Raw genomic sequence first — 22680 nt, 5'->3', positions numbered from 1 at the left:
ACTTTATTAAGCAGTTTTGGCTGGGTATAACCATCGTGATCTTAGTACTAATAACGGTTGCTTCGCTCTACCCTGCTCAGCATTTACCCAGCGTACCTGGCAGTGATAAAACCCACCACTTTATTGCCTATTGCGCTTTAATGTTACCTGCTGCACTACGTCGGCCTAAGTATTGGTTAGCCTTTGCCTTGTTATTCATTACCTGGAGTGGCTTAATTGAATTGATTCAGCCACACGTTAATCGCTATGGTGAGTGGTTAGATATGGCGGCTAACGCCGGTGGTGTGCTATTAGCGATCATTATTGCGCAGGGGCTACATAGATTAATTGCACTAAAGAAAACCTAATATAACTTATGGTATTTTTAAGCGACTATAATACGCTTTTAATAACTAAAGCATTAGTACTTTCACCAAGATAAAAAAAGCCCTAATGGGCTTTTTTTATCATCATAATACTAGCTATAGCATTATTCTTGATAAATCATCGCTTTATTACGGCCATTATCTTTAGATTGATATAAAGCATTATCGGCATGCTCAAGCCACTGTGTTTCTGAACTATAGTTTGGTTGAACTTGCGCAACCCCCAAGCTAATAGTATATCGAATCTCAATGTCATTATAAATAACCACTGACTCTTCTACTGTTTTACGCAGCCGCTCAGCAAATATTAGCCCACCTTCTGCATGAGTATCCGCCAATAAAACAATAAACTCTTCACCGCCATAGCGCGCTGAAATATCAGTTTCTCGTGCTTGTTCACGGATCAATTTAGCTAAATGGCGAATCACATCATCACCCACTAAATGACCATAGTTATCGTTAACATCCTTAAAGTGATCTATGTCTAACATAACTAAGCAACTAGTATGTTGGTTGCGCATATAGCGCTTAAACTCCGCGGCTATACATTGCTGCCAATGATTGCGATTAAACAATTGTGTTAAGCCGTCGGTTTGGCTCAAGATAGCTAAATCCGCATTGGCTTTTTTCAATTCTTTTTTCTGGGTGGCATTATCCGTTACGTCGTAAACTAATAAACATAAATGAGAAACGTCACCCCTAGTCGACTTTAAAGGAATAAAAGTTGTATTTTGGTACATAAACTCAGCAGTACCGGTAATAGGGCGATAATTGTTAAATTTGAACACATAAGGGCGTTGCTCCCAAATGGTAAACGCTTTGTTTTTTAATAAAAAAACTGATTCCGCTTTACGACGAAACCAGTCTTGAGGTATTTCGTCAAAAAGATCAAAGAGTAACTTACCTTTGACTTCACGCGGCAATAAGCCACTGTGGTTTTCCATAAAACCATTCCAAATTTGAATGGTGTAATCACGATTAAGTACCACCAGGCCAACGTCAATGGTATGAAGTACTTCCATCATCCAATGTAATTCGTTCAACTGTTCAGTTTGTAATGACATGATTAATCCAACAAGTAAGCTATTTTATGATTAAGTACGGCTAACGATTGTTCAGTAAAGAGCAACAGTAGGTCGAATTTAATAGGGTAGTTTTCGATACTATAACTAATTTCAATCGCGAGCGTTTTCTTCCATTTATTAGTATTTGTCGCAATTAATTCAGAAATTTTCCTATGTTGACCTAACACGACCGGATGGCCCTGACTAAAGGACATATCAAGTTGTTCTGCAATACCACTTAAACACGCACCAATAAGTAAGTTAGTCATGTCCATTAACAACTCTAACTCAATATTTTTATCTAATTTATGTTCATATTTCATCAAAGAAGCAATGTCTTTAAAGCTTGAGTCATTAAGAATTAAAAGTGCTTCGCCTGAGATGCCAGCACCAATAAAACCTTGACAGATACCTGAGGTTTCATCTTTGTTCTCAACGTCCGAAAGCGCCATGGTTAACTCACTGACTTCAATTAAATTAACGTTAGGAATGGGTAAAACAACAACAACATCCAGTAAACGAGCGAGTAAATTACCTGCCTGCCCCATAGCTACATTAGTGATTTCTTGATAACAATCAAGCATTTCACTATCAACTTTAGTAATGGATTGCTGTGTTGCTGCCACAGCAGGCTTTCTCACTGATGCGCTTTTTACCGGTCCGGTTGATTGATTTATCAGTTTAGCTGTTTCATTTTCAGCAATGATGAGTTCTGCTTTACTGAAAACCCCATAAGCACTCAATACTTCAGTAAGTTTACTTTTATCAATCGGTTTTGTAATAAAACCTAATGCACCTAAACCCTTTACTCTTTGATATGCATCAGGTTGAATATCACCTGATATAACAATAGTAAGGGTTGGCAGGTCTTGTTTCAATATGGTTTCTAGTACTTGATAGCCGTCCATTTCTGGCATATTCAAATCAAGTAATAAGATATCACCTTTACCTGCCTTAATTGCCGCTATGGCTTCAACACCTTTACTGACAAGTGTTACATCAACATCCCAACCATCAGGAAGTGAGCGCGCAACTTGTTTTCGCGCCATAGTAGAGTCATCACAAATAAGTAAAGAAGTTGGCATAACAGAAAAACCCTAGGTTGGGATAGCAAAAGATAACTCAAGTGACATTTTCAGCAAGATATATTCAGTAATAAAAGATTAGTACATACTCATGCTATGATATTTAGTAGTGGTTTTTTTAAAATAAAACACGATTAATTCGCATTCTTTATACACTTTTTTCTTACAAAAAGGTAAGCTTGAATTCTAGTTTACCTTAAGTAAATATCGAAATTATGAATATTTTTAAATTAACGGCAATTGCCTTACTTAGCTCAGTATTTTTCTCTTCAGCCAGCGCTGATATTTCTGTACCTGAACTAACAGAAACGACTAATTTAGTCATGGCAGGTAATAAGTACGTTACCTTACTTGGCAATCAAGTAAAAGTAGGAGATCAAGCACCTGACTTTAAGGTAGTAACTCAGTCCTTTTCACCCATTACCTTAGCTGAATTTAAGCATAAACCTGTGTTAATTTCAGTTGTACCGAGTTTAGATACCGGTGTTTGTTCTATTCAAACTAAGCGTTTTAATGACGAAGTAGCAAATTTACCCGAAAACGTGGTTCTGTTAACAATTAGCAATGATTTACCTTTTGCTCAAAAACGTTTTTGTAAAGCTGAAAAAGTAAAAAACATCAAAGTGTTATCTGATGCTGTCTGGCGAAATTTCGGTCATAATTATGGTTTACTTATTAAAGATATGGGCTTATTAACACGCGCTATTTTCATTATTGATGTCGATGGAAAAATCGCTTACAAAGAATTAGTCGGCAATATTTCTCAACACCCAGATTACGACACGGCATTAACCAAGTTAAGGTCAATGAGTCAAACAGTTCAACCAATAAAAACGACAACAAGTGAGCATTCTGGCTAGCACTTTTCAAGCGATAGCATGATGGGAACCAATATAAAATATTAGCTCCCATCAACTAACAAGAGTAAAATAAAAATTATATTATTAGAAGTTAATGATATAAAAATTAAGACAGCAATAACTCAACTATACCCCCCCCTTGCTCTTGAAATTAAATACACTAATCACATCTTTAATAGTGTAGTCGCCGATAGGGTCTGCATTAATCTACTGTTCGATATTGAAAGGCACAAGTAAACTCTGTAAACGTTTAATTTCAGATGTCAAAATTCACAGCTTTAGCTGTTTTTAGCATCAACTTATAGCTATTTAATTAACCTCTTTTTTCATGAGAAAAATGGATAAATACCAGGTGTCAAATTTAGTCAGTCGTTATGCTACTTATAAATTTTATCACACGGTATTGTTCATTTTGTCCCTTAAAAATGAACAGATAATTAGTCAACTTTGTATTACATAATGTTAGCAAACATGACTCAGCACAAAGGTTGTTGCTATTTGATTATCACTAAAGCGATATCAATATAATCCGCGCTAACGATTAAATTTATTGTGATACTGAACCATTTACTTTTCAGTATCACAATAAAGACAAGTTAAAGGCTAGGCTTGTTATTTCGCCATAACATCAAGTAGCGCATGTACCGTAGCTTCAACACCTGATTTAATTGCGGGCTCAGGGGTTATTTTAAATTGCGGGCTATGATGACTTGGTACAGCTGCGCCACCAGCTTGTGCGCGCGCAAAATCAGCTTTTGGCGTGCCGCCGACTTTAAAATAAACACTAGGAATATAAGGCTGTGTGGTAAAAAAGCCAAAATCTTCTGCGCCCATCCCTGTTTCTGCTGGTTCTAATAGCGCGTCAGCACCCATTTTTTCATTTAATAAATTTTTCAAACGCTTAGCCAATTTTTTATCATTAAAGGTTGGTGGATAAGCGAATTCACTGACCACTACTTCTGGTAATTTATCTTCTGGCACACCTGCAGTACGTGCTGTACCAATAGCAATGCGCTTAATTGCTGATAGTAACTGCTCACGTACCTCTGGTGTTAAACTGCGTACTGTTAACTGCAACTTAGCTTTATCTGAAATAATATTATGCTTAGTACCAGCATGAAATGAACCAACTGTGATAACACCCGCATAACGTGGCGCTAACTCACGACTAATAATCGTTTGTAAGTTATTGACAATTTGAGCACCAATCACGACAGGATCTTTACCTTGATGTGGTGAAGCACCATGAGCACCAATACCATGTACCGTAATATCAACCGTATCCGCACCAGCATAAGGTGAGCCTTCATCTATAATTATCTTACCCGCTTCTGAATTAGCGGTAACATGAAAAGCAAAAGCATAATCAGGTTGACCAAAACGCTGCCATAAATTATCTGCCATCATCGCAGACGCTCCTGGACCCTTTTCTTCTGCAGGTTGCCCTATAAGCATTAAAGTGCCAGACCATTTATCTTTATTTTCAGCCATATAGCGGCCAGTTCCCACTAGGCTTGTCATATGAACATCATGACCACAAGCGTGCATAACACCAACAGTTTCGTCATGCCAATTCTGCATTTTAACGGTTGAGGCATTAGCTAAGCCTGATTGCTCAACTACCGGCAAGCCGTCCATATCGGCTCGTACCATGACCATGGGGCCTTCGCCATTTTTCATTATCGCGACAATACCTGTGCCACCAACACCTTGAGTAACCTCATAACCAACAGCACTCAATTCTTGCGCTAAACGTTTTGCTGTTTTAGTTTCCATTAATGATAATTCAGGATTACGATGAAAATGATCCCATAACGGTGCTAAGTGCTGTTGATAATCTTTTGCAATATCGTTAGCCATATCTTGTTCAAAGGCTAAAACGTTAGTCGTCGCAAAAGACGAGATTGTGAGTGCTGACGCAATTAAGATTGCTAGTGTTTTACGCTTCATTTTCAACTCCATAGATTGGCCGAATATCATCCCATTTTTATAACAAATCACTTTAGAATATTAATGACTTGATTGTTATAACAAACGGAACGGGTATGTAACTTAATGTACCTAGGCTAATTATCAATGTCTTGCTGTTTTCGCTAATCTGCCTAGATTCGACGACAGGCGACCTTAATCTCTAGCCATTTATGTTTAATTATCATCTTATTATTGTTGGTAATTAAAGCGACAACTGGCTGTACAAAGCTCAGACATATCGAGTCTTTAACCACCCTTTCGCTTAACGAATATGCGTTTAATAACACCTTTGTTTACTTCTTGATTTATGAGCCTCGGGGATAAGATTTTTTTAACAACAATTAAAGCTTAATTAACCTGCAAAAACTCAACCTAACGCCAGAAGAAATAATCTAGTTTTTTTATAAAAAAAGTTGCTGATATTAAATTGTTTATTGTGCTGAAAGTTAAATTCAATGATAACTCATGCTGCCAACAATATTGAGTTATCATTGAATAAATGGCAAGTCGATGTTGCCTGCTGATACAAGGGTAAATACCTCAACAGCAGTTCAGGTGCTATGGCCGGCTTTTTTGTACAATAAAGACACATTGAAAATACCCAAGTTAACCACTTTCGCGGTTGAGTGATAGCACTGATGGACGCACACCTATTGTTATTTGTGTTGCGCCCCTGTCGTTATACAATAGTTTTCAAGATATTTATCATTTGGTCAGAATATTCAAGGAATTCATCTAATGTCAGTCAAAGAGAAAATAACCATTGCCGGTGCAGGCCCAGTTGGTACTTTACTTGCCATACTTTTAGCTCGACATGGTTATGCCGTTAATTTATTTGAATCGCGACCTGACTCGCGTAACCATAATATTTATCAGGGTAAGTCGATTAACATTGCTTTGTCTGATCGGGGGTGGCTGGCATTAGCAGCTGTTGGTATTGAAGCAGAGATTAAACAGCATGCCATTGCTATGCATAAGCGTGTAATGCATGCCATTGATGGTACGATTACCGAACAAGCATATGGTCAAGAAGACCAAGCTATTTGGTCAGTTTCTCGTTCGGGTATTAATGAGCAGCTACTTAATTTAGCTGAGCAAGAGCCCTTAATAAACGTTAGATTTGAACAACGCTTAGTTGATCTTGATTTTAGCGATGCAAGTGCTAGCTTTAGCCATGATCATAACCTTGAAAAAATATCAGCAGATATTTTATTTGGTGCCGATGGCGCTTTCTCAAAAGTGCGTCGCCTAGCACAAGACACGCCACATTTCAGTTATAGCCAGTCTTATATGCCACAAAGCTATATGGAATTAAACATTCCAGCCAATGATGATGGTTCATTTAAAATAGCCAAAAACGCCTTACATATTTGGCCCCGTAAAACCTTTATGCTGATTGCCTTACCCAACCCTGACGGCTCTTTCACTTGCACCTTATTTCTAGACTCTGAAGGTGAGGTTTCATTTTCTTCGTTAACAAACCGCGCTGAGGTGGCTGCGTTTTTTACAAAAAATTTTGCTGATGTACTACCTTTAATGGAAAATCCAATAGATAACTTTCTCAATAAAACCGCCAGTTCATTATTTCTGCTTAATGTTGACCCTTGGGTTATCAATAATACTGTCGCGTTAATTGGTGATGCAGCTCATGCCATGGTGCCTTTTTATGGTCAAGGCATGAATTGTGGTTTTGAAGATTGTCGAGTATTAGACGAGTTAATTACTGAATATCAGCAAGACTGGTCAAAAATTTTTCCAGCTTATCAAGTGGCTAGAAAAATAAATGCTGATGCTATTAGTGAGTTAGCGAAACGAAATTTTGTTGAAATGAGTGAATTATCAGGTCAGGCAAGGTTTTTATTACAGAAAAAAATAGAAGCAGAATTTCATCAACGCCATCCTACACTTTGGACTCCGCTGTATACTATGGTGACCTTTTCACCCTTACTGCCTTATTCTCAGGCCTTAGCACTGGGTGATATTCAGCAAGAGATTATGCAGAAAATAATGCAAATCCCCAATATTGAAAAATATTGGCAAGCCGACTTTGTTTATGACAAATTGTGGCAATTAGCCCAAGCAGAATTTGGCGTTAGCCATACTGACTTAGTTACCCAGAAAAATTTAACCAAATATAGTAAAGGTTAAAGCAGGCTCGACAAAGGCAATGCTAATAATACCAACGCAAAGAAAAAATCCACTAGCGAAAACAAGAGAACTAGTGGTCCTTTTCATCATTAAATTACTGAGGCTGGGGGATAACTCTCAGGCACTGAAAACGACACTCATCAGGGGTTAGATTCTTAAAAATAGCCGTTAAAGGTGATATTTATTCTTAAGCCACTTGCAGTTCGTTCGTAGCCATTTATTACTCACCACGATAAGGCAGCTTAGATTCATTAGTTAACTCAGTTGCTTTTAATTGTAGACAATAGCTAATGCGCTAAAACAAACAACAATTCTGCTAAATCAGGTTGCTATTGAAAGTCTTTTAATTTGATACGCGCCCCTATAGCCAACACTTGCTCAGCTTGTAGTAAGTCACGTTGTCGAGCAAAATTCTCACTACCGGCTGCAAATGAAATTCTACCTTGAGCATTAATCACCCGATACCAAGGCACGGTTTGCCCATACTGGCCATTAATTGGCAAAGCAGCTAACACTTTTCCTACTAACCGAGCGCTGCCAGGTAAACCGGATAAATCAGCAACTTGGCCATAGCAGGCGACTTTTCCCGTAGGAATAGCCAGAACAGCTTGCCAAATTTTCATATGCTTAATACTAACCAGTTTACCAACAGTTGAGCTTATATTGTGCTTAATTACCAAGGCAAAACACTACCATTGGAGTGTTTAAAAATACCACTTTGTGCCAAGGTTAATTGATTAATTAATGCAACTAGCTTTTTAGCCGCATCACTCGCGCTAATATCACCACCATAATTAACCATCTCTGTTTGGACATAACCAGGATGATATATACCAACAGCTACTTTATTACTGGCAAGGTCATGACTCAACGACATGGCAGCCGCATTTAAAGCCGCCTTGGACATTCTGTAACCATAACGACCACCTGAGTCATTATCGGCAATAGAGCCCATTCTTGAGGTAATAAGTGCTACTTTTGCCCCTTGGTTAAGCTGCTTTTGCAAACTAGCAACCACTCTTAGCGGTGCTAGAGCATTGACTTCGAACTGCTCTCGTATCGTGTTTAGATCGAGATTGGCTAAACTTTCATCCCTTAAAATACCCGCGTTACACACCAATACATCAATGTCGAGATGCTTTAATCCAGAGACCATGTTTGCTATACCCAAATCACTTGTTACATCGATATCTTCTATGATATTGACATCAAGCGCGGTTAACTCAACTGAAGTTTTTCGACACAGCGCAAAGACACGATCTCCTTGTGCCTTAAAGTGCATACACATGGCTAAACCTATGCCTCTATTCGCACCGGTAATCACAATATTATTGTTCATTGACTTTCCTTATACTTAAACATTTTAATTGGTCTTAAATCATTAAAACTAAAAAACCACTTCAATGAAGTGGTTTCTAATATGCTATCAAGCTTATTGACTAAGCGTTAGACTTATTTACTAAGCAGTGAGCTTATTCGCCACACTTACCTTCTTTAGCTTTTGTAGCCTTACCTTCACCACATTTGCCTTCGCCACATTTACCTTTGGCTTTGGCCTTCATTTTACTTTCGCCACACTTGCCTTCAGTTTTAGCTTTGCCTTCACCACACTTGCCTTCGGTTTTAGCTTTGCCTTCGCCACACTTACCTTCGGTTTTAGCTTTGGCTTTACCTTCACCACATTTGCCTTCGCCGCACTTACCATTCTCGTGCCCGTCAGCAGATACTATAGTCATGACATTTTGCACAGCAAATGGGTTGGTTTCTGCTTGCGCTGGCATGGTTGCCGCAACAGTTAATACAAATAAGCTTAATAAAGCCGCAATTGATGATTTTTTAATTAATTTCATTATACTTTCCTTTTAATTTTTTATTTAGATACTACATCTCTTAGGTATAGCTATTAACAAAGACCATACTGGATGTGAATAAATTTCAAGCGCTGTAATTTTTTTATATTAATTTAAAGAAATTTTGTATCTACAACACCGTTAAGATTAGCTTTATCTAAATGAAACCACAAGTAAAAGACTCACCTATTTAACTGCTGCATTAATCACTTTTGGTAGCAAAATGTAGTTAACATGATTGATTATCATTCTCTTTTTGTCAAAAAAAATTACGTAAGCATAGACTAAGCTCACTTGATTTTTTATCACAAAAACACATTAGATTTGAGTGATTTTCAACACTCAAAAAAATAGAAGATAAATAAGTAGCCTGCTATTTATTTTTAGTTGTTATGGTGCGCTTAATGTTATTATTGCCAGATGATTACCCTTGGGTAAATCAACATTAATGGCAGCTAAAGTGGGTTGCCTGTTGAGAGCACAGCTTGCTCTTAGCATAAGGTATTTAATAAAACACCATTGAATAACGTCTACCGCCTCAAATATTACAGCTAATAACGTATGCATACCCTAATAGAAAACAAAGTAAAAAAAATAATCCTAGCACCTATGGAAGGTGTTGCCGATGAGTTAATGCGTAAGACACTAACATCCCTAAATAATTATGACTTTTGTATAACAGAATTTATTCGTATAGTTGACGCCTTAATGCCTGAGCATGTTTTTAGAAGAATGTGTCCTGAACTAGAGAATGGCTGCAGAACTCAAAGTGGTACACCTTTGAGAATTCAGTTACTCGGCCAAGAGCCCAATTGGATGGCTGAAAATGCGGTCAGGGCATTAGACATGGGCTCACACGGTATTGATGTTAATTTTGGTTGCCCAGCTAAAACTGTTAACAAAAGTAAAGGCGGTGCTGTTTTGCTGAACGAGCCAGAAAAAATCTACCAAATAATGGCTAAAATGAGAGCCGCGATTGGCCTTGATGCAACTTTATCAGCGAAAATTAGGTTAGGCTTTAACGATGCTTCCAAGCTAGATGAAATTGTTAGTGCCATCGAGTCAGCTCGAGTTGACCAATTAACCATTCATGCTCGCACCAAGCAAGATGGCTACCGACCTCCTGCTTATTGGCACTTTATTGGTCAAATAAGACAAAAATACGCTCTTGAGATATTTGCTAACGGTGAAATTTGGAGTAAAAGTGATGCTGCTAACTGCATAACTCAGAGCCAAACACCCAACCTAATGCTAGGGCGTGGCGCATTAGCCCTACCCAACTTAGCCAATGTGATTAAGTTTGATGAAAAACCTATGCCTTGGTCTGAACTAAGCTTGTTGTTAATAAGTAATAGTGAATTCGATTTAAAAGGTAATAAGAGCTTTTATTTTTCAAGTCGTTTAAAACAATGGTTGCGTTATTTAAAGTTACAATACCCACAAGCAGATACCTTATTTAACAATATCAAAAGATTAAAAGATAAAGATGAAATTCTTCATCAAATAGATATCGCCGCATCGATATAAAAAATGAATCGAACGTACTAAACCCACGCCTTATCAACATTAGCTATAATGTTGATAAAACTATTATTAGACTAACGCAGATTTTTATCATGCAACAAGGTAAGATAATTGTTATTAAAGACCATTAACTTACCTTAAATAAGAAGTAACGATAGTGAAGAACGGTTCAGAGTTAAGAGCACGATATAACGACGTTAATCGTGGTGTCTACTTTATCGGCACAACCCCGCCTAAAAGTGATACACCCATTAAGCAAGTATCAACCATTGCCGATAAACTACTTGAGCGTGTAAGCGACATCGACTTTGACGGTTTAATTGTTTATGACATTCAAAATGAGGATTCACGGACCTCAAAACCACGGCCTTTTCCTTTTAAGTCGACGCATGATCCTCGACTTTACTCTTCACTTTTACAGCAAAAGTCAAACCGGCCGGTGATTACTTACAAGAGTGTCGTGCAATCAAACGGGGATGCTTTTAATCAGTGGGCTAATGAAGCCTGGCATGAATATGGTATTCGCGACATTGTGCTGGTTGGAAGCCCTTCACAGCAAAATAATATTAGTCTGCCTTTAGGGGAAGCCTATAAAACCTTAGTAAACAATGAAAATAACTTTTTTATTGGTGGTATTACTATTGCTGAGCGCCATGCAAATAAAGGCAACGAACATGTAAAATTAATTGAAAAACACCAGCAAGGTTGCAATTTCTTTATCTCGCAAGCCATTTACAATGCCCAAGCAACCATTGATATGTTGACGCGCTATGCCATTGAATGTCAGCAACAAGGTATAAAGCCACAACGTATTATTTTAACTTTCTCTCCTTGTGGTAGTAAAAAAACCTTAGCGTTTATTGAATGGTTAGGTGTCAGTGTTCCTGAAGCAACAAGTTTACGCATTTTAAATGCTGACCGGCCGTTATACGAATCAATTAGAATTTGCAGCAATACACTAGTTCAGATACTTGATGCGGTATTACCCTACAAAGTACCTTTAGGGCTTAATATTGAGAGTTTAACCAACCGTAAAGAAGAGATTGACGGTTCAATATTACTTTATAAACTCTTGCGTTCCACCATGGATAATTATTTAGCTAAACAAGAGCTCAGTGGACTTTTTACTGATTGATTAAGCATTTTTCTCATCGTTATACGCTATGCTTAATTGAAATATTATTTATTTCAATTACAAAGTAGAGGAGACTTAACATATGTCAGGTACAGCGATGGTTGTGTTAATTGTATTTATTTCAGTTGGCTTTGGGGTAATATTCGACATGTACAAAAAACATTTAGAATTTAAAGCCAAAACCTTAGACCACAACAGCCAAAGTAATGAACAAGCTGTAGCGATGACAAAACAAGTACAAGCACTTGAAGAACGTATGCAAGTGCTAGAAAAAATTGTCACCGATGAAGGCTATAGCGTACAAAAAGAGATTAATAAACTCTAAGCTACAAACTCTAAACTACAAGTTTTTGCTATTGGTAATTATGATGGTGGTGATTATGGTCATGACCAAAAGGATCAAGTGTTAATATGAAATTAATCATGAGAACCGAATTTGAAAACTTACAAAAAAATCCACTTCATGGTTATCAAAGTGATGTAAATGGTGAAAAGCAGGTCGTAAAATTATATCGAAATGATCAACTTATTGCGAAAAAAGTCACGCTAAAAAAGTCTATTCGATATTTTGCTGTTGATAGCTATCAGCAATTTCTCACTGATGAAACTGAATAAACACAACTACAACTAACTATCTGATCAGATAAATACCTAATAAATAAATACACCGCCTGCATCACTATATTGCAATGTACTTCACTTATTGTGTTTGGTGCTTAATTTAGTATTACCACACCAAAACCACTAAATAAGGGTAGGTTTTAGCGCTTCAATAGCGAGGTAGAGTTGACAGTAGATGTGATACATTCTAATGATTTATAAAGCAGTTACTAAGGGCTTTTTAGATTAACCAAACATATTAACTTTCCAAATCTTCAGTTAAAGAAGCCAAGGTTTTACCATGTGGGATCGGCTGTTTGGATTCAGGATCGACCTGAACAAAAACGATATCATCCGCCAAGCATATTGTTTTTTTCGTCACCTTATTACGCATAATACATGTAATGGTAATCGACGACCTTCCAACCGCTTTAGTTGATAAACCAAACTCAACAATGTCACCTTGTTGTGCCGACGATTCAAAGTTTATTGCGCCAATATGCTTAGTAACCAAACAGTTTGTTTCTAGTTGGCAAATAGCATATATAGCAGCTTCTTCATCAATCCAAGCTAATGCCCTGCCTCCAAAGAGTGAATTGGCATAATTTAAATCATTAGGCAAAATTAACCGACGAGATAAAAAGCGCATAGGTATCCTTATTTATAGCTACAAGCCAACTCAAAGTAATGTTGGCTTGTAAACAAAATTAATTTTTTACAAAGATTTGCCAGCAATGATGTCTTGAACTAGTTCCAAGCCAGACTGCTTACATTCAGGTAAGTCAACATCGGTTGTTGATAATGCGTGTGTTCTATCACCCCATTTCACCACATGAGCGCTCCATGTTAAACCACCACCAAAAGCTGGAAGTAACACATAAGATTGCTTTGCAATAAAGCCTTCTTCTATCGCTTCTACAAAGGCCACTAAGGTGGTTGCCGCTGACATGTTGCCATATTTATGAATGTTGATAAATACCTTTTCTTTGTCCATTTTAAGACGTTTTACTAGGGTATCAATAATACGTAAATTTGCTTGATGAGGAACAACACTGGCCATTTGGTCAGCACTAAGTTGCGCTTGTGCTAGTGCTTTTTCACAGGCCTGCGCCATACCTGAAACCGCTTTTTTAAAAATATCGGGACCTAAAAACGCCCAATTAGACTGCCCAAGCAAACGTCCTTTATTAGCATATTTCATGCCCCAACCTTCAACAGCAAGAATATCTCGAGATTCGCCATAACAACCTAAAGCTTGCGTTATAACACCAGTTTCTTCTGCACTTTCTTCCAAGTAAAGCGCTGCTGCACCGTCACCAAATAAGACAGCAACATCACGATTACTCCAGTCCATAATGGGCGAGATGGTCTCAGCTCCAATAACCAGCGCTGATTTAACCACACCACTTTTTATCATAGACGTTGCAACACTTAAGCTATACATGCCACCAGTACAAGCGGTACTAACGTCGATACAAGCGGCATTCTCAGCTCCTAGTAAACGCTGGACGTTCGAGGCTGCGTTAGGACAAATCTGATCAAAGGTGGTGCTGCCAAAAACAATCAATTCAACATCTTTGGCAGTTTTACCTGCAGCAGCTAATGCTCTCGCACAGGCAACATGGGCTAACTCACTGACGGTAACATGAGAAATTCTTCGCTCTTTCATACCTGTGCGAGAAGTTATCCATTGGTCATCTGTTTCTAAAAACGTTGCTAAATCATCATTGGTAAGAATAGCAGGCGGTAAGCATTTGCCCCAACCGGTAATTGCTGCGTATGTCATAGGAAGCCTTATTTTGCTGTTATTTTTACTTTTAAAAAGCAAAGAATAGTCTTTTTTTATGACCACATCATACTACAAAAAAACAGTATATTAACGGCTATTTACTGTATTTACATCAAGTTGATTTAAAATTTGGTCAGTCGATAAAGGCTAGCATTAAATACCTGCTAAAAAGTCAGCATTTTTATCTCTCCTGCCGTCCTCCTTCTTTCCTCCCTGAAAATTATTGTATTATTTTTTACAAGAAGGAAACAATGAGCAAATAATAAGGAAAGACTTAATCCTTTTAGGGAGGTTCTAGTGATATAAAGTTGAACCGTTAATTTTAAAATTTTTGAAACTAAAGTTTCGCCATTATTAACGCATAACTATTGCGCCAATCTTTATAATCAATGGGAATATTGATAAGCGTTTGGTTGTTAACTAAAACTAACGCAGGAAAACCGTTAATCGGCATCGTACTCATCTGGATAATTTCTTTTTTCAGAGCCTTATCAAGCTGTTGACTGTTCATTTGTTGCAAAAAATCATTGCCACCCAAGCCAATTTCAATCGCTAACTTATGTAAGGTATCGATATCAGATGGATTTTTGGCCTGTAAATAATAAGCATGCTGAATAGCTGTCAGCATGCTTTGTTCTTTATTGCTAGCTCTTGCAATGAGTGCAGCGCGACAAGCCGGAAAGGTAGAGCGCCTTGGCTGACAATCGCGCCAAAAATCAAAATTAAATGCTGTACCAAGTTGCTCAGAAATATTTCGCCAAGTTTGCTGTAAAAAATTTTGCATTTCGTCTGGCATAATTTCATCGCAATCTTGTGCTAAACCACCAAGCCCATAGCTAATATCAATATGTGGCGTAAGTTCTTGTTGCAGTCGATGCCAAGTAGGTGCATAACCCCAACACCAGCTGCACATCGGGTCATAAATATAATATAAAGTAGAGGTCATATTCATTTTAGATCAGGGAGTTGTAGTTGTACCAACTAGCATACTAACTTTAATCTAATATTTCATTATAAAGCTATTATCTAAAGTCTACATTAAGATATGAAGCAACATTTATTATTGCTCAAGCATTAAAACACTTTGAATAAAGGTGTATTTTTCGTTAACAACTAAGAGCTACTGATCTTTATCAGCATTTCCCAACACAAGTTAGAGATATTGACCAAGTACAACTAAACTCATAATTCAGTGATTAATGGAATCTGTTATGTGTAAATTGTGCAGAATATTCTTGGTTTTATATTGTGCTTTGCTCTCAATGCATGCCTTAGGAACAGCAGAAACACCGTATTTAAAGCCAGTAGCCAATAGCCTTCAGCAAGAGATAAGTATTAACGCAAACACTTTAGTTGTGCCGCTATTGACCATCAAAGGTGCTATCGGGCCTGCCGTCAGTGACTATTTAGTGCGAGAAATAAACAGCGCTAATATGGCCAATAACATTCCTTTAATTATTATCACACTCGATACTCCAGGTGGCTTAAGTGCTAGCCTACGTGACATTAATAAGAGTATTTTAAATTCTACTATTCCAATCGCCTGTTTAGTTTATCCACAAGGAGCACGCGCAGCGAGTGCAGGTACTTACATACTTTATGCTTGTCATATTGCTGCCATGGCTCCCGCCACCACTCTGGGCGCTGCGACACCAGTTAATATTACGGGGCCAATGACGCCACCAGCAGAAGATAAAACACAAAAAAACGTACCTTCTGCGATGGAGAACAAGGTATTAAATGATGCCATTGCCTATATTCGTTCACTCGCACAATTACGTTCTCGTAATGAACTATGGGCTGAAAAAGCCGTTACAGAAGCGGCAACATTAACAGCGAAAGAAGCACTAAAAGAAAATGTCATCACCTTAATCGCTCAGTCGCCACAAGTGTTATTAAATAAACTAGAGGGTCAGCGGGTAGCGATAAAACAGCAAAACATTAAGTTATCCTTACAAGGCGCTGAAATACTAAGCAAAAAACCAGACTGGCGTAGCCAATTTATTGCCACCATTACCGACCCTAATATTGCCTATATTTTAATGCTACTGGGTATTTATGGTTTGTTATTAGAATTCTATAGTCCTGGTGTAGGCATAGCCGGCATTGTCGGCGGTATATCATTACTTATCGCTTTATATGCCCTGCAGTTATTACCCCTGAATTTTGCGGGTGTTGCCCTGCTATTGTTAGGCGTAACACTCATGGTGATGGAATCACTGATACCAAGCTTTGGTATTTTTGGCCTCGGCGGTATTGGCGCATTTGTTTTAGGCTCGATATTTTTATTCGACACTAAGCTTGAGCAATTTAAAATTTCACTGCCATTAATTGCCAGTTTTGCTTTTGTCTCTGCACTCTTTATTGTCTTTGCCTTGGGTTTTATCTACCGAGCACGAAAAAATAAAATCGTCAGTGGCCAAGAAGAAATAATTAATGCTTGGGTTACGGTGGAAAATGACTTCACTGAAAAGGGTTATGTGCTGTTTAATGGCGAGCGTTGGGCGGCTAGTAGTCCGCTGGCCTTAAAAAAAAGTCAACAAGTAAAAGTGCAAGCAATTAATGGCCTAACCCTTGTTTTAGCGCCCACAATAAACACAACAACTAAGGAGCAAGATAATGACTTCACTATTTAATAATTCAGAATTATTCACCGGCTCAATTATATTTTTACTTATTGCCTTTTTTTTCAGTGCTTTTAGAATTTTACGAGAATATGAGCGTGGGGTGATTTTTTTACTTGGACGATTTTATAAAGTGAAAGGGCCTGGTTTTATTCTTGTTATTCCCTTTATCCAACAAATGGTAAAAGTCGATTTACGTATCGTGGTGATGGATGTACCCAGCCAAGACGTTATCAGCCGCGATAATGTCTCAGTAAAAGTTAATGCGGTTATTTATTTTCGAGTTATTGACCCACAAAAAGCGATTATCAATGTCGAAGACTATTTACAGGCAACGTCTCAACTTGCACAAACCACCTTACGTTCGGTGTTAGGCCAACATGAATTAGACGAAATGCTCGCAAATCGAGACATGTTAAATGCTGATATACAAACCATTTTAGATGTCAGAACCGACAGTTGGGGTATAAAAGTATCTAATGTTGAAATTAAACACGTTGATTTAAATGAAACTATGATCCGCGCTATTGCCAGACAAGCGGAAGCAGAAAGAACTCGTCGAGCCAAAGTTATTCATGCTAGAGGGGAATTAGAAGCGTCAACTCACCTGACCCAAGCTGCCAATCAACTGGCCAAAGAGCCTGATGCGATCATGCTACGTTATTTACAAACCTTAACAGAAATTGCTGGCGAGAAAAATTCTACTATTATTTTCCCTTTACCCATGGAGTTGATCAGCGGTCTTCTTAAATCAACAGACAAAACAACCAAAGGACAATAGAAAAACACAGGCTATTATCTTTACTCATTATTATAATATTAACGTTAATCTCTTATAACAAGGGGTTAACTCTCCGTAATAACATTAGCTTCTAAACCATAATATTGAAACAGTAAACTGTCTATTAAACAGCTAATAAAAACCACTAAACAGCAACTAATTGGCCGTATATTGTTCGTAAAGCAACTTATTTTATACGCCTATAAACTTGATCTAAAACACAGCAGGCAGTATGTTTTTTGAATCATACTAGTTGTGTACTGGTTAATATTGATCATTATTTAATTCCGACAGCCAAGCGCTATCAAGATACAGTTGATTGGATTAAATTTGTAGATAGAAAATCTACTTTTTACTTATTTAGCGGCATAATATCTTAGAGGACATTATGATAAAAAAAATAAGCTTAGTTATGTTACTTATTGCTGCTGGCCTACTTATTTGGCAGCTAAATAAGTCTGACATCCTCACCGTTGAAATAACCGATGTTGATATTGGTTTAACTGAAACAACTGTTGTTAATACCCGGGCAGGTGCTATAACGGCTTGCCAACGCTCAAAGTTAGCCCTTGCTGTTGGAGGACAAATAGCGGCAATTAATGTCAAGGAAGGACAGCAAGTTACACGCGGCGACATTTTGCTTAACTTGTGGAATAAAGATCTAAAAGCACAAGTAGACTCGGCCAAAGCTGGTGTCACAGCCGCTGACTTTAGCCAGCAAAGTTTGTGTATCATCCATCAATCAGATCAACGTGAAGCTTTGCGTCTGAGCAATTTAGTCACTAAAAATTTAGCATCTCAAGGACTATTTGATCTTGCCCAAGCCAAAGCTCACGCTAGCAAGGCGGCTTGCACTTCAGCTAAGGCTAGCTGGCAACAAACAAAAGCTATGTTAGCGCAAGCACAAGCAATTATTGAAAAAACTTATTTGGTCGCCCCATTTGATGGCACTGTTGGTGAAATATCAGGAGAAGTGGGCGAATTTAGTACGCCGTCACCACCGGGTGTACCAACACCACCTGCCATTGATTTACTCACCACTGATTGCCACTATGTTACTGCGCCCATTGATGAAGTTGACGCAGGAAAAATATCTTTAGGTATGCCCGTTCGAATTACCCTAGATGCATTTCGCGGACAAATGTTTATGGGTAAAGTAAAACGCATAGCGGCTTATGTTCAAGACTACGCCAAACAAGCCCGTACCGTAGATATAGAGATTTCTTTTGATACCACTCAAAGCCTACCTGCTCTGTTAGCCGGTTATAGTGTTGATGTGGATATAATTTTAGCGAGTGCAAGCAAAAATTTGCGCGTGCCAACCGACGCTATTATTGACAACAACAGCATTTATATTCTCAATAATAATGGCAAAATAGAGAAAAGAAAAATCAGCTTAGGTCTTACGAACTGGCAGTTTAGTGAAGTAACTGAAGGTTTAACAAAATCAGAAAAAGTGATCGTTAATGCCGCAAATATAGCGAATATTCGTGCAGGATTACCTGCCATATCTACACAAGAATTAAAAAAAAACCTCAAGCAAGATAAATCAGCAGAGCATAAAACCCATGACTGATAACGCTATTATCAACATCAGTCATATGAATAAAACCTATCAAGTGGGTGAACAACCACTACACGCATTGCAAAATATTAAACTTAACATTAAACAAGGCGAGTACTTATCATTGATGGGCCCTTCCGGCTCAGGCAAATCAACCTTACTCAATATGATCGGTTTACTCGATAGACCCGATAGTGGTCAGTATCAACTACAAGGTGAAAACACTGAGTTGCTAACCGAAGAGCAGCGGGCCTTGCTGAGACGAAAGTATATCGGTTTTGTTTTTCAATCGTTTCATTTAATCCCAAGATTAACCGCATTAGAGAATGTTGAATTACCCCTGATGTTAGCTGGTGTAAAAGCCAAATCACGTCAAGAAAGAGCCAGTAAGTTATTATCTGAGCTCGGCCTAGGTAATCATCTTAGGCAATTACCTAAGCAATTATCTGGCGGACAATTACAGCGGGTTGGCATTGCTAGGGCATTAATTACCGAACCCACTATCTTGCTTGCCGATGAACCTACTGGCAATTTAGATCAAAGTTCAGGCCAAGAAGTTACCGATATTTTAGAGCGTTATAACCGTAATGGCATCACCTTGTTAGTCGTGACTCACGATATTGCTTTAGGTAATCGCGCACAACGACAACTTAATATGGTAGATGGCGTTATTGTTTCTGATACGGGATTACCAATAAACACAACTAAGCCATATCAGCAACTTGGGTCAAGCTCATGAACTTAGCGGATCACTGGCTGTTCAGCTACCAAGCTTTAGCTCGTCATCGTTTGCGTAGTACAATGGTATTACTTGCCATTGGCATGGGGGTATCATCAGTGTTATTACTAACTAGTATAGGAGAAGGTGCACGCTTATACATCGAACAAGAGTTTTCCGCCTTAGGGTCAAAAATGTTAATTGTTTTGCCCGGCAAAAAAGAAACCACCGGCTCTGCCCCGCCACTTTATGGCACCAGTCCTCGTGATTTAACCATCGAAGATGCCCAAGCACTGAAAAAAATCCCTTCAATAAGCCATGTTGCCCCTATTATTGCCGGTACTGCCAGCGTGTCGAATCAATCATTGTCGCGTGACATTATTATTCTCGGCACCAATAGAGACATGTTTACGGTGCGTAATTTAACGGTTAAACAAGGTAGAATGTTGCCTGAAAATAGCGAAACTCGCGCGACTCCCGTTTGTATTTTAGGTGCAAAATTAGCGAAAGAACTGTTTAAAAAAAGCTCTCCAATGGGACAATGGCTGCGTATTGGTGAATATAAATACCGTGTTATTGGTTTATTGAAAGCACGTGGTGAGTCATTAGGGTTAGACCTGCAAGACATGGCTATTATTCCTGTACGCTCAGCACAAGTGTTGTTTGATTCACCCGCCTTATTTCGTATTTTACTACAATTAAAACAAACTGATTTTGAAATAAATACCCGAGTTAACATTAATAAAATTATTGCTCAGCGGCACGATGGCGAAGCCGATATTACGATTATCAGTCAAGATGCCATGTTAAGTGCTTTCAATAAAATTATTGTTGCTGTTACCGCCAGTATTGGTGCTATTGCCGCAATCAGTTTAATTGTTGCCGGTATATTAATCATGAATGTCAGTTATATTAGCGTTTCACAACGACGAGAAGAAATTGGGCTGTTAAAATCACTGGGTGCCAGTGCCCGTGAGGTACGTCAAATTTTTATTATATCTTCTTTAGTTATCACAAGCTTTGGTTCGCTCGCAGGCTTGATACTCTCTTATAGTCTCGTCTTTATTATCCAGACTAACTTCCCAAAAATACCACTAGCCATACCTTGGTGGTCTACAATCGCTGCAATATTTATGTCTTTTATCGTGGCATTATTGTTTAGTTGGTTACCCGCTAATAAAGCGGCAGCCGTTGATCCTATATTGGCTTTGAGGGGTTAAGATAAATGAGACTAACAGATTATTTATCTTGGCTTTATCGCGCAGTAAATGCACAAAAAAGGCGAACATTATTAACCATATTTGGTTTTAGTGTCGGTATTTCTGCGGTGATCTTACTCAATGCCATAGGCGAGAGTTTACGGCAATATATTTTACAAGAATTCACCCAGTTTGGTAGTCATATTATTGCGGTTACCCCTGGTAAAACCGAAACCTTTGGTGTCGGTGGATTACTCAATACCGTAAGGCCACTTTCACTTGATGATGCCATCAGTCTAGAACGTTTGCCCGCCGCAAAATATGTTGTTCCGGTAGTCATGGGGACAGCTCAAATTAAATGGTATCAACGGGGACGCTATACTGATGTTGCCGGTATTACGGCTTCCGCTTTAAACGCTTGGCAGTTAACGCTAGCCCAAGGCAAGTTTTTACCCCCTGATGATATATTAACACCACGTGCTTTTGCTGTCTTAGGCGCGACCTTAAAACAAGAGTTATTTTCTAACAATAATGCTATTGGCGAAAAAATTCATGTCGGCAGCCACAGCTATAGAGTCATAGGTGTGCTCAAAAAAAAAGGAGAATTTATCGGTGTAGATTTAGATGATATGGTTTACATTCCAACGGCAAAGGCCTTACGCTTATTTAATCGTAATAGTGTGATGGAAATAGACATTTTCTATCATGAAAATATAGCCACAGCTACATTTAGCCAACAAGTCAGTCAATTGTTAATTGCCCGTCATCATAGTGAAGATTTCACCCTAGTCAGCCAAGACGACATGCTAAAAAGCTTAGATGACATTTTACGCTTCGTTAAATACGCGGCAGCAGGGTTAGGTATAATTTAGTTGCTTGTTGGCGCCGTTGGTATTATTACTATTTTAACTATTACGGTTACCGAACGTAGTCAAGAAATAGGCTTGCTTCGAGCACTAGGTTTTTCATCCACTCACATACGTTATTTTTTTCTGGGTGAAGCCATTATTATTGCATTAACCAGTGGTATTTTAGGTTATATCGCCTCAATGACTTTATTGTTTATTGCACAATTAGTTATGCCAACCATGCCTGTAGTCTTTGAGCCAGTAGTGTTAATAATAGCATTAGCCATTTCGATCATTATTGGCGCTTTAGCGGGTTGGCAACCGGCAAGTAAAGCCGCTAAACTTGAACCTGTACTTGCCTTACGTGCTGAATAAATTTTAACTGTAACTATAATTAAAATTATTTTTTCTCACAGGACATATACCTGCAGTGACTGGTTAATTTCACCCCGTCTGTCGAGATAATATTTTGCGCACTTAAACCCTAATACCGAGAAGTAAAAGATGATAGTCTATTTTGATATTAGTTTATTACCTTGAGTTATCAACAATAAA

23 protein-coding genes are annotated in these 22680 nt (G+C 38.2%); 14 read left to right on the top strand and 9 right to left on the bottom strand.

What is annotated here, in order from left to right; translation table 11 throughout:
* The first annotated feature begins 35 nt into the window (after positions 1-35).
* Positions 36-347, top strand: coding sequence for a VanZ family protein (locus tag H4J46_RS04885; protein WP_310650206.1), 312 nt, complete (start codon positions 36-38; stop codon positions 345-347).
* 122 nt (positions 348-469) lie between these two features.
* Here H4J46_RS04885 and H4J46_RS04880 read toward each other — a convergent pair whose 3' ends face one another.
* Positions 470-1429, bottom strand: coding sequence for a diguanylate cyclase (locus H4J46_RS04880; protein WP_182232390.1), 960 nt, complete (start codon positions 1427-1429; stop codon positions 470-472).
* Positions 1430-1431: 2 nt separating this feature from the next.
* Positions 1432-2514 carry a response regulator gene (locus H4J46_RS04875; RefSeq protein WP_182232389.1) on the bottom strand — a complete coding sequence of 361 codons (1083 nt, stop codon included), beginning with the start codon at positions 2512-2514 and terminating at the stop codon, positions 1432-1434.
* A gap of 215 nt (positions 2515-2729) precedes the next feature.
* Here H4J46_RS04875 and tpx point away from each other — a divergent pair, with 215 nt between their 5' ends.
* Positions 2730-3374 (top strand): thiol peroxidase, encoded by a 645-nt coding sequence (tpx, locus tag H4J46_RS04870; protein WP_182232388.1) that lies wholly within the window; start codon positions 2730-2732, stop codon positions 3372-3374.
* 612 nt (positions 3375-3986) lie between these two features.
* Here tpx and H4J46_RS04865 read toward each other — a convergent pair.
* Positions 3987-5324 carry an amidohydrolase gene (locus H4J46_RS04865; protein ID WP_182232387.1) on the bottom strand — a complete coding sequence of 446 codons (1338 nt, stop codon included), beginning with the start codon at positions 5322-5324 and terminating at the stop codon, positions 3987-3989.
* 759 nt (positions 5325-6083) lie between these two features.
* On the opposite strand from H4J46_RS04865, the gene H4J46_RS04860 reads away from it, so the two are divergent.
* A complete protein-coding gene (locus H4J46_RS04860) occupies positions 6084-7493 on the top strand; it encodes an NAD(P)/FAD-dependent oxidoreductase (RefSeq protein ID WP_182232386.1) in 1410 nt (469 codons plus the stop codon).
* A 329-nt stretch (positions 7494-7822) separates the two neighbouring features.
* On the opposite strand, the gene H4J46_RS04855 is transcribed toward H4J46_RS04860, so the two are convergent.
* The 3 genes from H4J46_RS04855 to H4J46_RS04845 all read right to left on the bottom strand — a co-directional run bounded on the left by H4J46_RS04855 (position 7823) and on the right by H4J46_RS04845 (position 9343).
* Entirely contained in the window at positions 7823-8116 is a 294-nt protein-coding gene (locus H4J46_RS04855) for an MGMT family protein (RefSeq protein ID WP_182232385.1), read from the bottom strand.
* A gap of 50 nt (positions 8117-8166) precedes the next feature.
* The gene (locus tag H4J46_RS04850; RefSeq protein WP_182232384.1) at positions 8167-8832 is read right to left on the bottom strand and encodes an SDR family oxidoreductase; all 666 of its coding nucleotides are present in this window, start codon (positions 8830-8832) and stop codon (positions 8167-8169) included.
* Positions 8833-8965: 133 nt separating this feature from the next.
* On the bottom strand, positions 8966-9343 hold the full coding sequence (locus H4J46_RS04845; protein ID WP_182232383.1) for a hypothetical protein: 378 nt from the start codon (positions 9341-9343) through the stop codon (positions 8966-8968).
* Between the two features lie 561 nt (positions 9344-9904).
* On the opposite strand from H4J46_RS04845, the gene H4J46_RS04840 reads away from it, so the two are divergent.
* The 4 genes from H4J46_RS04840 to H4J46_RS04825 all read left to right on the top strand — a co-directional run bounded on the left by H4J46_RS04840 (position 9905) and on the right by H4J46_RS04825 (position 12617).
* On the top strand, positions 9905-10870 hold the full coding sequence (locus tag H4J46_RS04840) for a tRNA-dihydrouridine synthase (RefSeq protein WP_182232382.1): 966 nt from the start codon (positions 9905-9907) through the stop codon (positions 10868-10870).
* Between the two features lie 154 nt (positions 10871-11024).
* Positions 11025-12002 (top strand): methylenetetrahydrofolate reductase, encoded by a 978-nt coding sequence (locus H4J46_RS04835; protein WP_182232381.1) that lies wholly within the window; start codon positions 11025-11027, stop codon positions 12000-12002.
* Between the two features lie 82 nt (positions 12003-12084).
* Positions 12085-12327, top strand: coding sequence for a hypothetical protein (locus H4J46_RS04830; protein WP_182232380.1), 243 nt, complete (start codon positions 12085-12087; stop codon positions 12325-12327).
* Between the two features lie 86 nt (positions 12328-12413).
* On the top strand, positions 12414-12617 hold the full coding sequence (locus H4J46_RS04825) for a hypothetical protein (protein WP_182232379.1): 204 nt from the start codon (positions 12414-12416) through the stop codon (positions 12615-12617).
* Between the two features lie 244 nt (positions 12618-12861).
* Here H4J46_RS04825 and H4J46_RS04820 read toward each other — a convergent pair whose 3' ends face one another.
* The 3 genes from H4J46_RS04820 to H4J46_RS04810 form a co-directional block, all read right to left on the bottom strand.
* Positions 12862-13251, bottom strand: a complete 390-nt coding sequence (locus H4J46_RS04820; RefSeq protein ID WP_182232378.1) for an acyl-CoA thioesterase — start codon at positions 13249-13251, stop codon at positions 12862-12864.
* Positions 13252-13317: 66 nt separating this feature from the next.
* Positions 13318-14388, bottom strand: coding sequence for a beta-ketoacyl-ACP synthase 3 (locus H4J46_RS04815; RefSeq protein ID WP_182232377.1), 1071 nt, complete (start codon positions 14386-14388; stop codon positions 13318-13320).
* Positions 14389-14728: 340 nt separating this feature from the next.
* Positions 14729-15343, bottom strand: a complete 615-nt coding sequence (locus tag H4J46_RS04810) for a DsbA family protein (protein ID WP_182232376.1) — start codon at positions 15341-15343, stop codon at positions 14729-14731.
* A gap of 259 nt (positions 15344-15602) precedes the next feature.
* Between H4J46_RS04810 and H4J46_RS04805 the strand changes: the two genes are divergently transcribed.
* The 7 genes from H4J46_RS04805 to H4J46_RS04775 all read left to right on the top strand — a co-directional run bounded on the left by H4J46_RS04805 (position 15603) and on the right by H4J46_RS04775 (position 22500).
* Positions 15603-17027: a nodulation protein NfeD gene (locus H4J46_RS04805; RefSeq protein ID WP_259365681.1), complete on the top strand. Its 1425-nt coding sequence runs from the start codon at positions 15603-15605 to the stop codon at positions 17025-17027.
* Entirely contained in the window at positions 17011-17796 is a 786-nt protein-coding gene (locus H4J46_RS04800) for a slipin family protein (RefSeq protein ID WP_182232375.1), read from the top strand. Before H4J46_RS04805 ends, H4J46_RS04800 begins: the two co-directional genes overlap by 17 nt.
* 388 nt (positions 17797-18184) lie before the next feature.
* Positions 18185-19372: an efflux RND transporter periplasmic adaptor subunit gene (locus H4J46_RS04795; protein WP_182232374.1), complete on the top strand. Its 1188-nt coding sequence runs from the start codon at positions 18185-18187 to the stop codon at positions 19370-19372.
* Positions 19365-20099: an ABC transporter ATP-binding protein gene (locus H4J46_RS04790; protein ID WP_220462926.1), complete on the top strand. Its 735-nt coding sequence runs from the start codon at positions 19365-19367 to the stop codon at positions 20097-20099. The genes H4J46_RS04795 and H4J46_RS04790 overlap by 8 nt, the downstream gene beginning before the upstream one ends.
* Positions 20096-21298, top strand: coding sequence for an ABC transporter permease (locus H4J46_RS04785; RefSeq protein WP_182232373.1), 1203 nt, complete (start codon positions 20096-20098; stop codon positions 21296-21298). The genes H4J46_RS04790 and H4J46_RS04785 overlap by 4 nt, the downstream gene beginning before the upstream one ends.
* Positions 21299-21303: 5 nt before the next feature.
* The gene (locus H4J46_RS04780; RefSeq protein WP_182232372.1) at positions 21304-22149 is read left to right on the top strand and encodes an ABC transporter permease; all 846 of its coding nucleotides are present in this window, start codon (positions 21304-21306) and stop codon (positions 22147-22149) included.
* Positions 22150-22500: an FtsX-like permease family protein gene (locus H4J46_RS04775; protein WP_182232371.1), complete on the top strand. Its 351-nt coding sequence runs from the start codon at positions 22150-22152 to the stop codon at positions 22498-22500.
* Positions 22501-22680: the final 180 nt, after the last annotated feature.

Origin of the sequence: Colwellia sp. MB02u-6, from assembly GCF_014077095.1 — a bacterium.
GTDB lineage: Bacteria > Pseudomonadota > Gammaproteobacteria > Enterobacterales > Alteromonadaceae > Cognaticolwellia.
This window is presented reverse-complemented; position numbering and strand designations above follow the sequence as displayed.

What these genes read in the sequence shown, in the direction of transcription:
- H4J46_RS04880 (WP_182232390.1), bottom strand. Translation starts at nt 1,429, where the DNA reads ATGTCATTACAAACTGAACAGTTGAACGAATTACATTGGATGATGGAA.
- H4J46_RS04875 (WP_182232389.1), bottom strand. Translation starts at nt 2,514, where the DNA reads ATGCCAACTTCTTTACTTATTTGTGATGACTCTACTATGGCGCGAAAA.
- tpx (WP_182232388.1), top strand. Translation starts at nt 2,730, where the DNA reads ATGAATATTTTTAAATTAACGGCAATTGCCTTACTTAGCTCAGTATTT.
- H4J46_RS04865 (WP_182232387.1), bottom strand. Translation starts at nt 5,324, where the DNA reads ATGAAGCGTAAAACACTAGCAATCTTAATTGCGTCAGCACTCACAATC.
- H4J46_RS04860 (WP_182232386.1), top strand. Translation starts at nt 6,084, where the DNA reads ATGTCAGTCAAAGAGAAAATAACCATTGCCGGTGCAGGCCCAGTTGGT.
- H4J46_RS04855 (WP_182232385.1), bottom strand. Translation starts at nt 8,116, where the DNA reads ATGAAAATTTGGCAAGCTGTTCTGGCTATTCCTACGGGAAAAGTCGCC.
- H4J46_RS04850 (WP_182232384.1), bottom strand. Translation starts at nt 8,832, where the DNA reads ATGAACAATAATATTGTGATTACCGGTGCGAATAGAGGCATAGGTTTA.
- H4J46_RS04845 (WP_182232383.1), bottom strand. Translation starts at nt 9,343, where the DNA reads ATGAAATTAATTAAAAAATCATCAATTGCGGCTTTATTAAGCTTATTT.
- H4J46_RS04840 (WP_182232382.1), top strand. Translation starts at nt 9,905, where the DNA reads ATGCATACCCTAATAGAAAACAAAGTAAAAAAAATAATCCTAGCACCT.
- H4J46_RS04830 (WP_182232380.1), top strand. Translation starts at nt 12,085, where the DNA reads ATGTCAGGTACAGCGATGGTTGTGTTAATTGTATTTATTTCAGTTGGC.
- H4J46_RS04825 (WP_182232379.1), top strand. Translation starts at nt 12,414, where the DNA reads ATGAAATTAATCATGAGAACCGAATTTGAAAACTTACAAAAAAATCCA.
- H4J46_RS04820 (WP_182232378.1), bottom strand. Translation starts at nt 13,251, where the DNA reads ATGCGCTTTTTATCTCGTCGGTTAATTTTGCCTAATGATTTAAATTAT.
- H4J46_RS04815 (WP_182232377.1), bottom strand. Translation starts at nt 14,388, where the DNA reads ATGACATACGCAGCAATTACCGGTTGGGGCAAATGCTTACCGCCTGCT.
- H4J46_RS04810 (WP_182232376.1), bottom strand. Translation starts at nt 15,343, where the DNA reads ATGAATATGACCTCTACTTTATATTATATTTATGACCCGATGTGCAGC.
- H4J46_RS04805 (WP_259365681.1), top strand. Translation starts at nt 15,603, where the DNA reads ATGTGTAAATTGTGCAGAATATTCTTGGTTTTATATTGTGCTTTGCTC.
- H4J46_RS04800 (WP_182232375.1), top strand. Translation starts at nt 17,011, where the DNA reads ATGACTTCACTATTTAATAATTCAGAATTATTCACCGGCTCAATTATA.
- H4J46_RS04795 (WP_182232374.1), top strand. Translation starts at nt 18,185, where the DNA reads ATGATAAAAAAAATAAGCTTAGTTATGTTACTTATTGCTGCTGGCCTA.
- H4J46_RS04790 (WP_220462926.1), top strand. Translation starts at nt 19,365, where the DNA reads ATGACTGATAACGCTATTATCAACATCAGTCATATGAATAAAACCTAT.
- H4J46_RS04785 (WP_182232373.1), top strand. Translation starts at nt 20,096, where the DNA reads ATGAACTTAGCGGATCACTGGCTGTTCAGCTACCAAGCTTTAGCTCGT.
- H4J46_RS04780 (WP_182232372.1), top strand. Translation starts at nt 21,304, where the DNA reads ATGAGACTAACAGATTATTTATCTTGGCTTTATCGCGCAGTAAATGCA.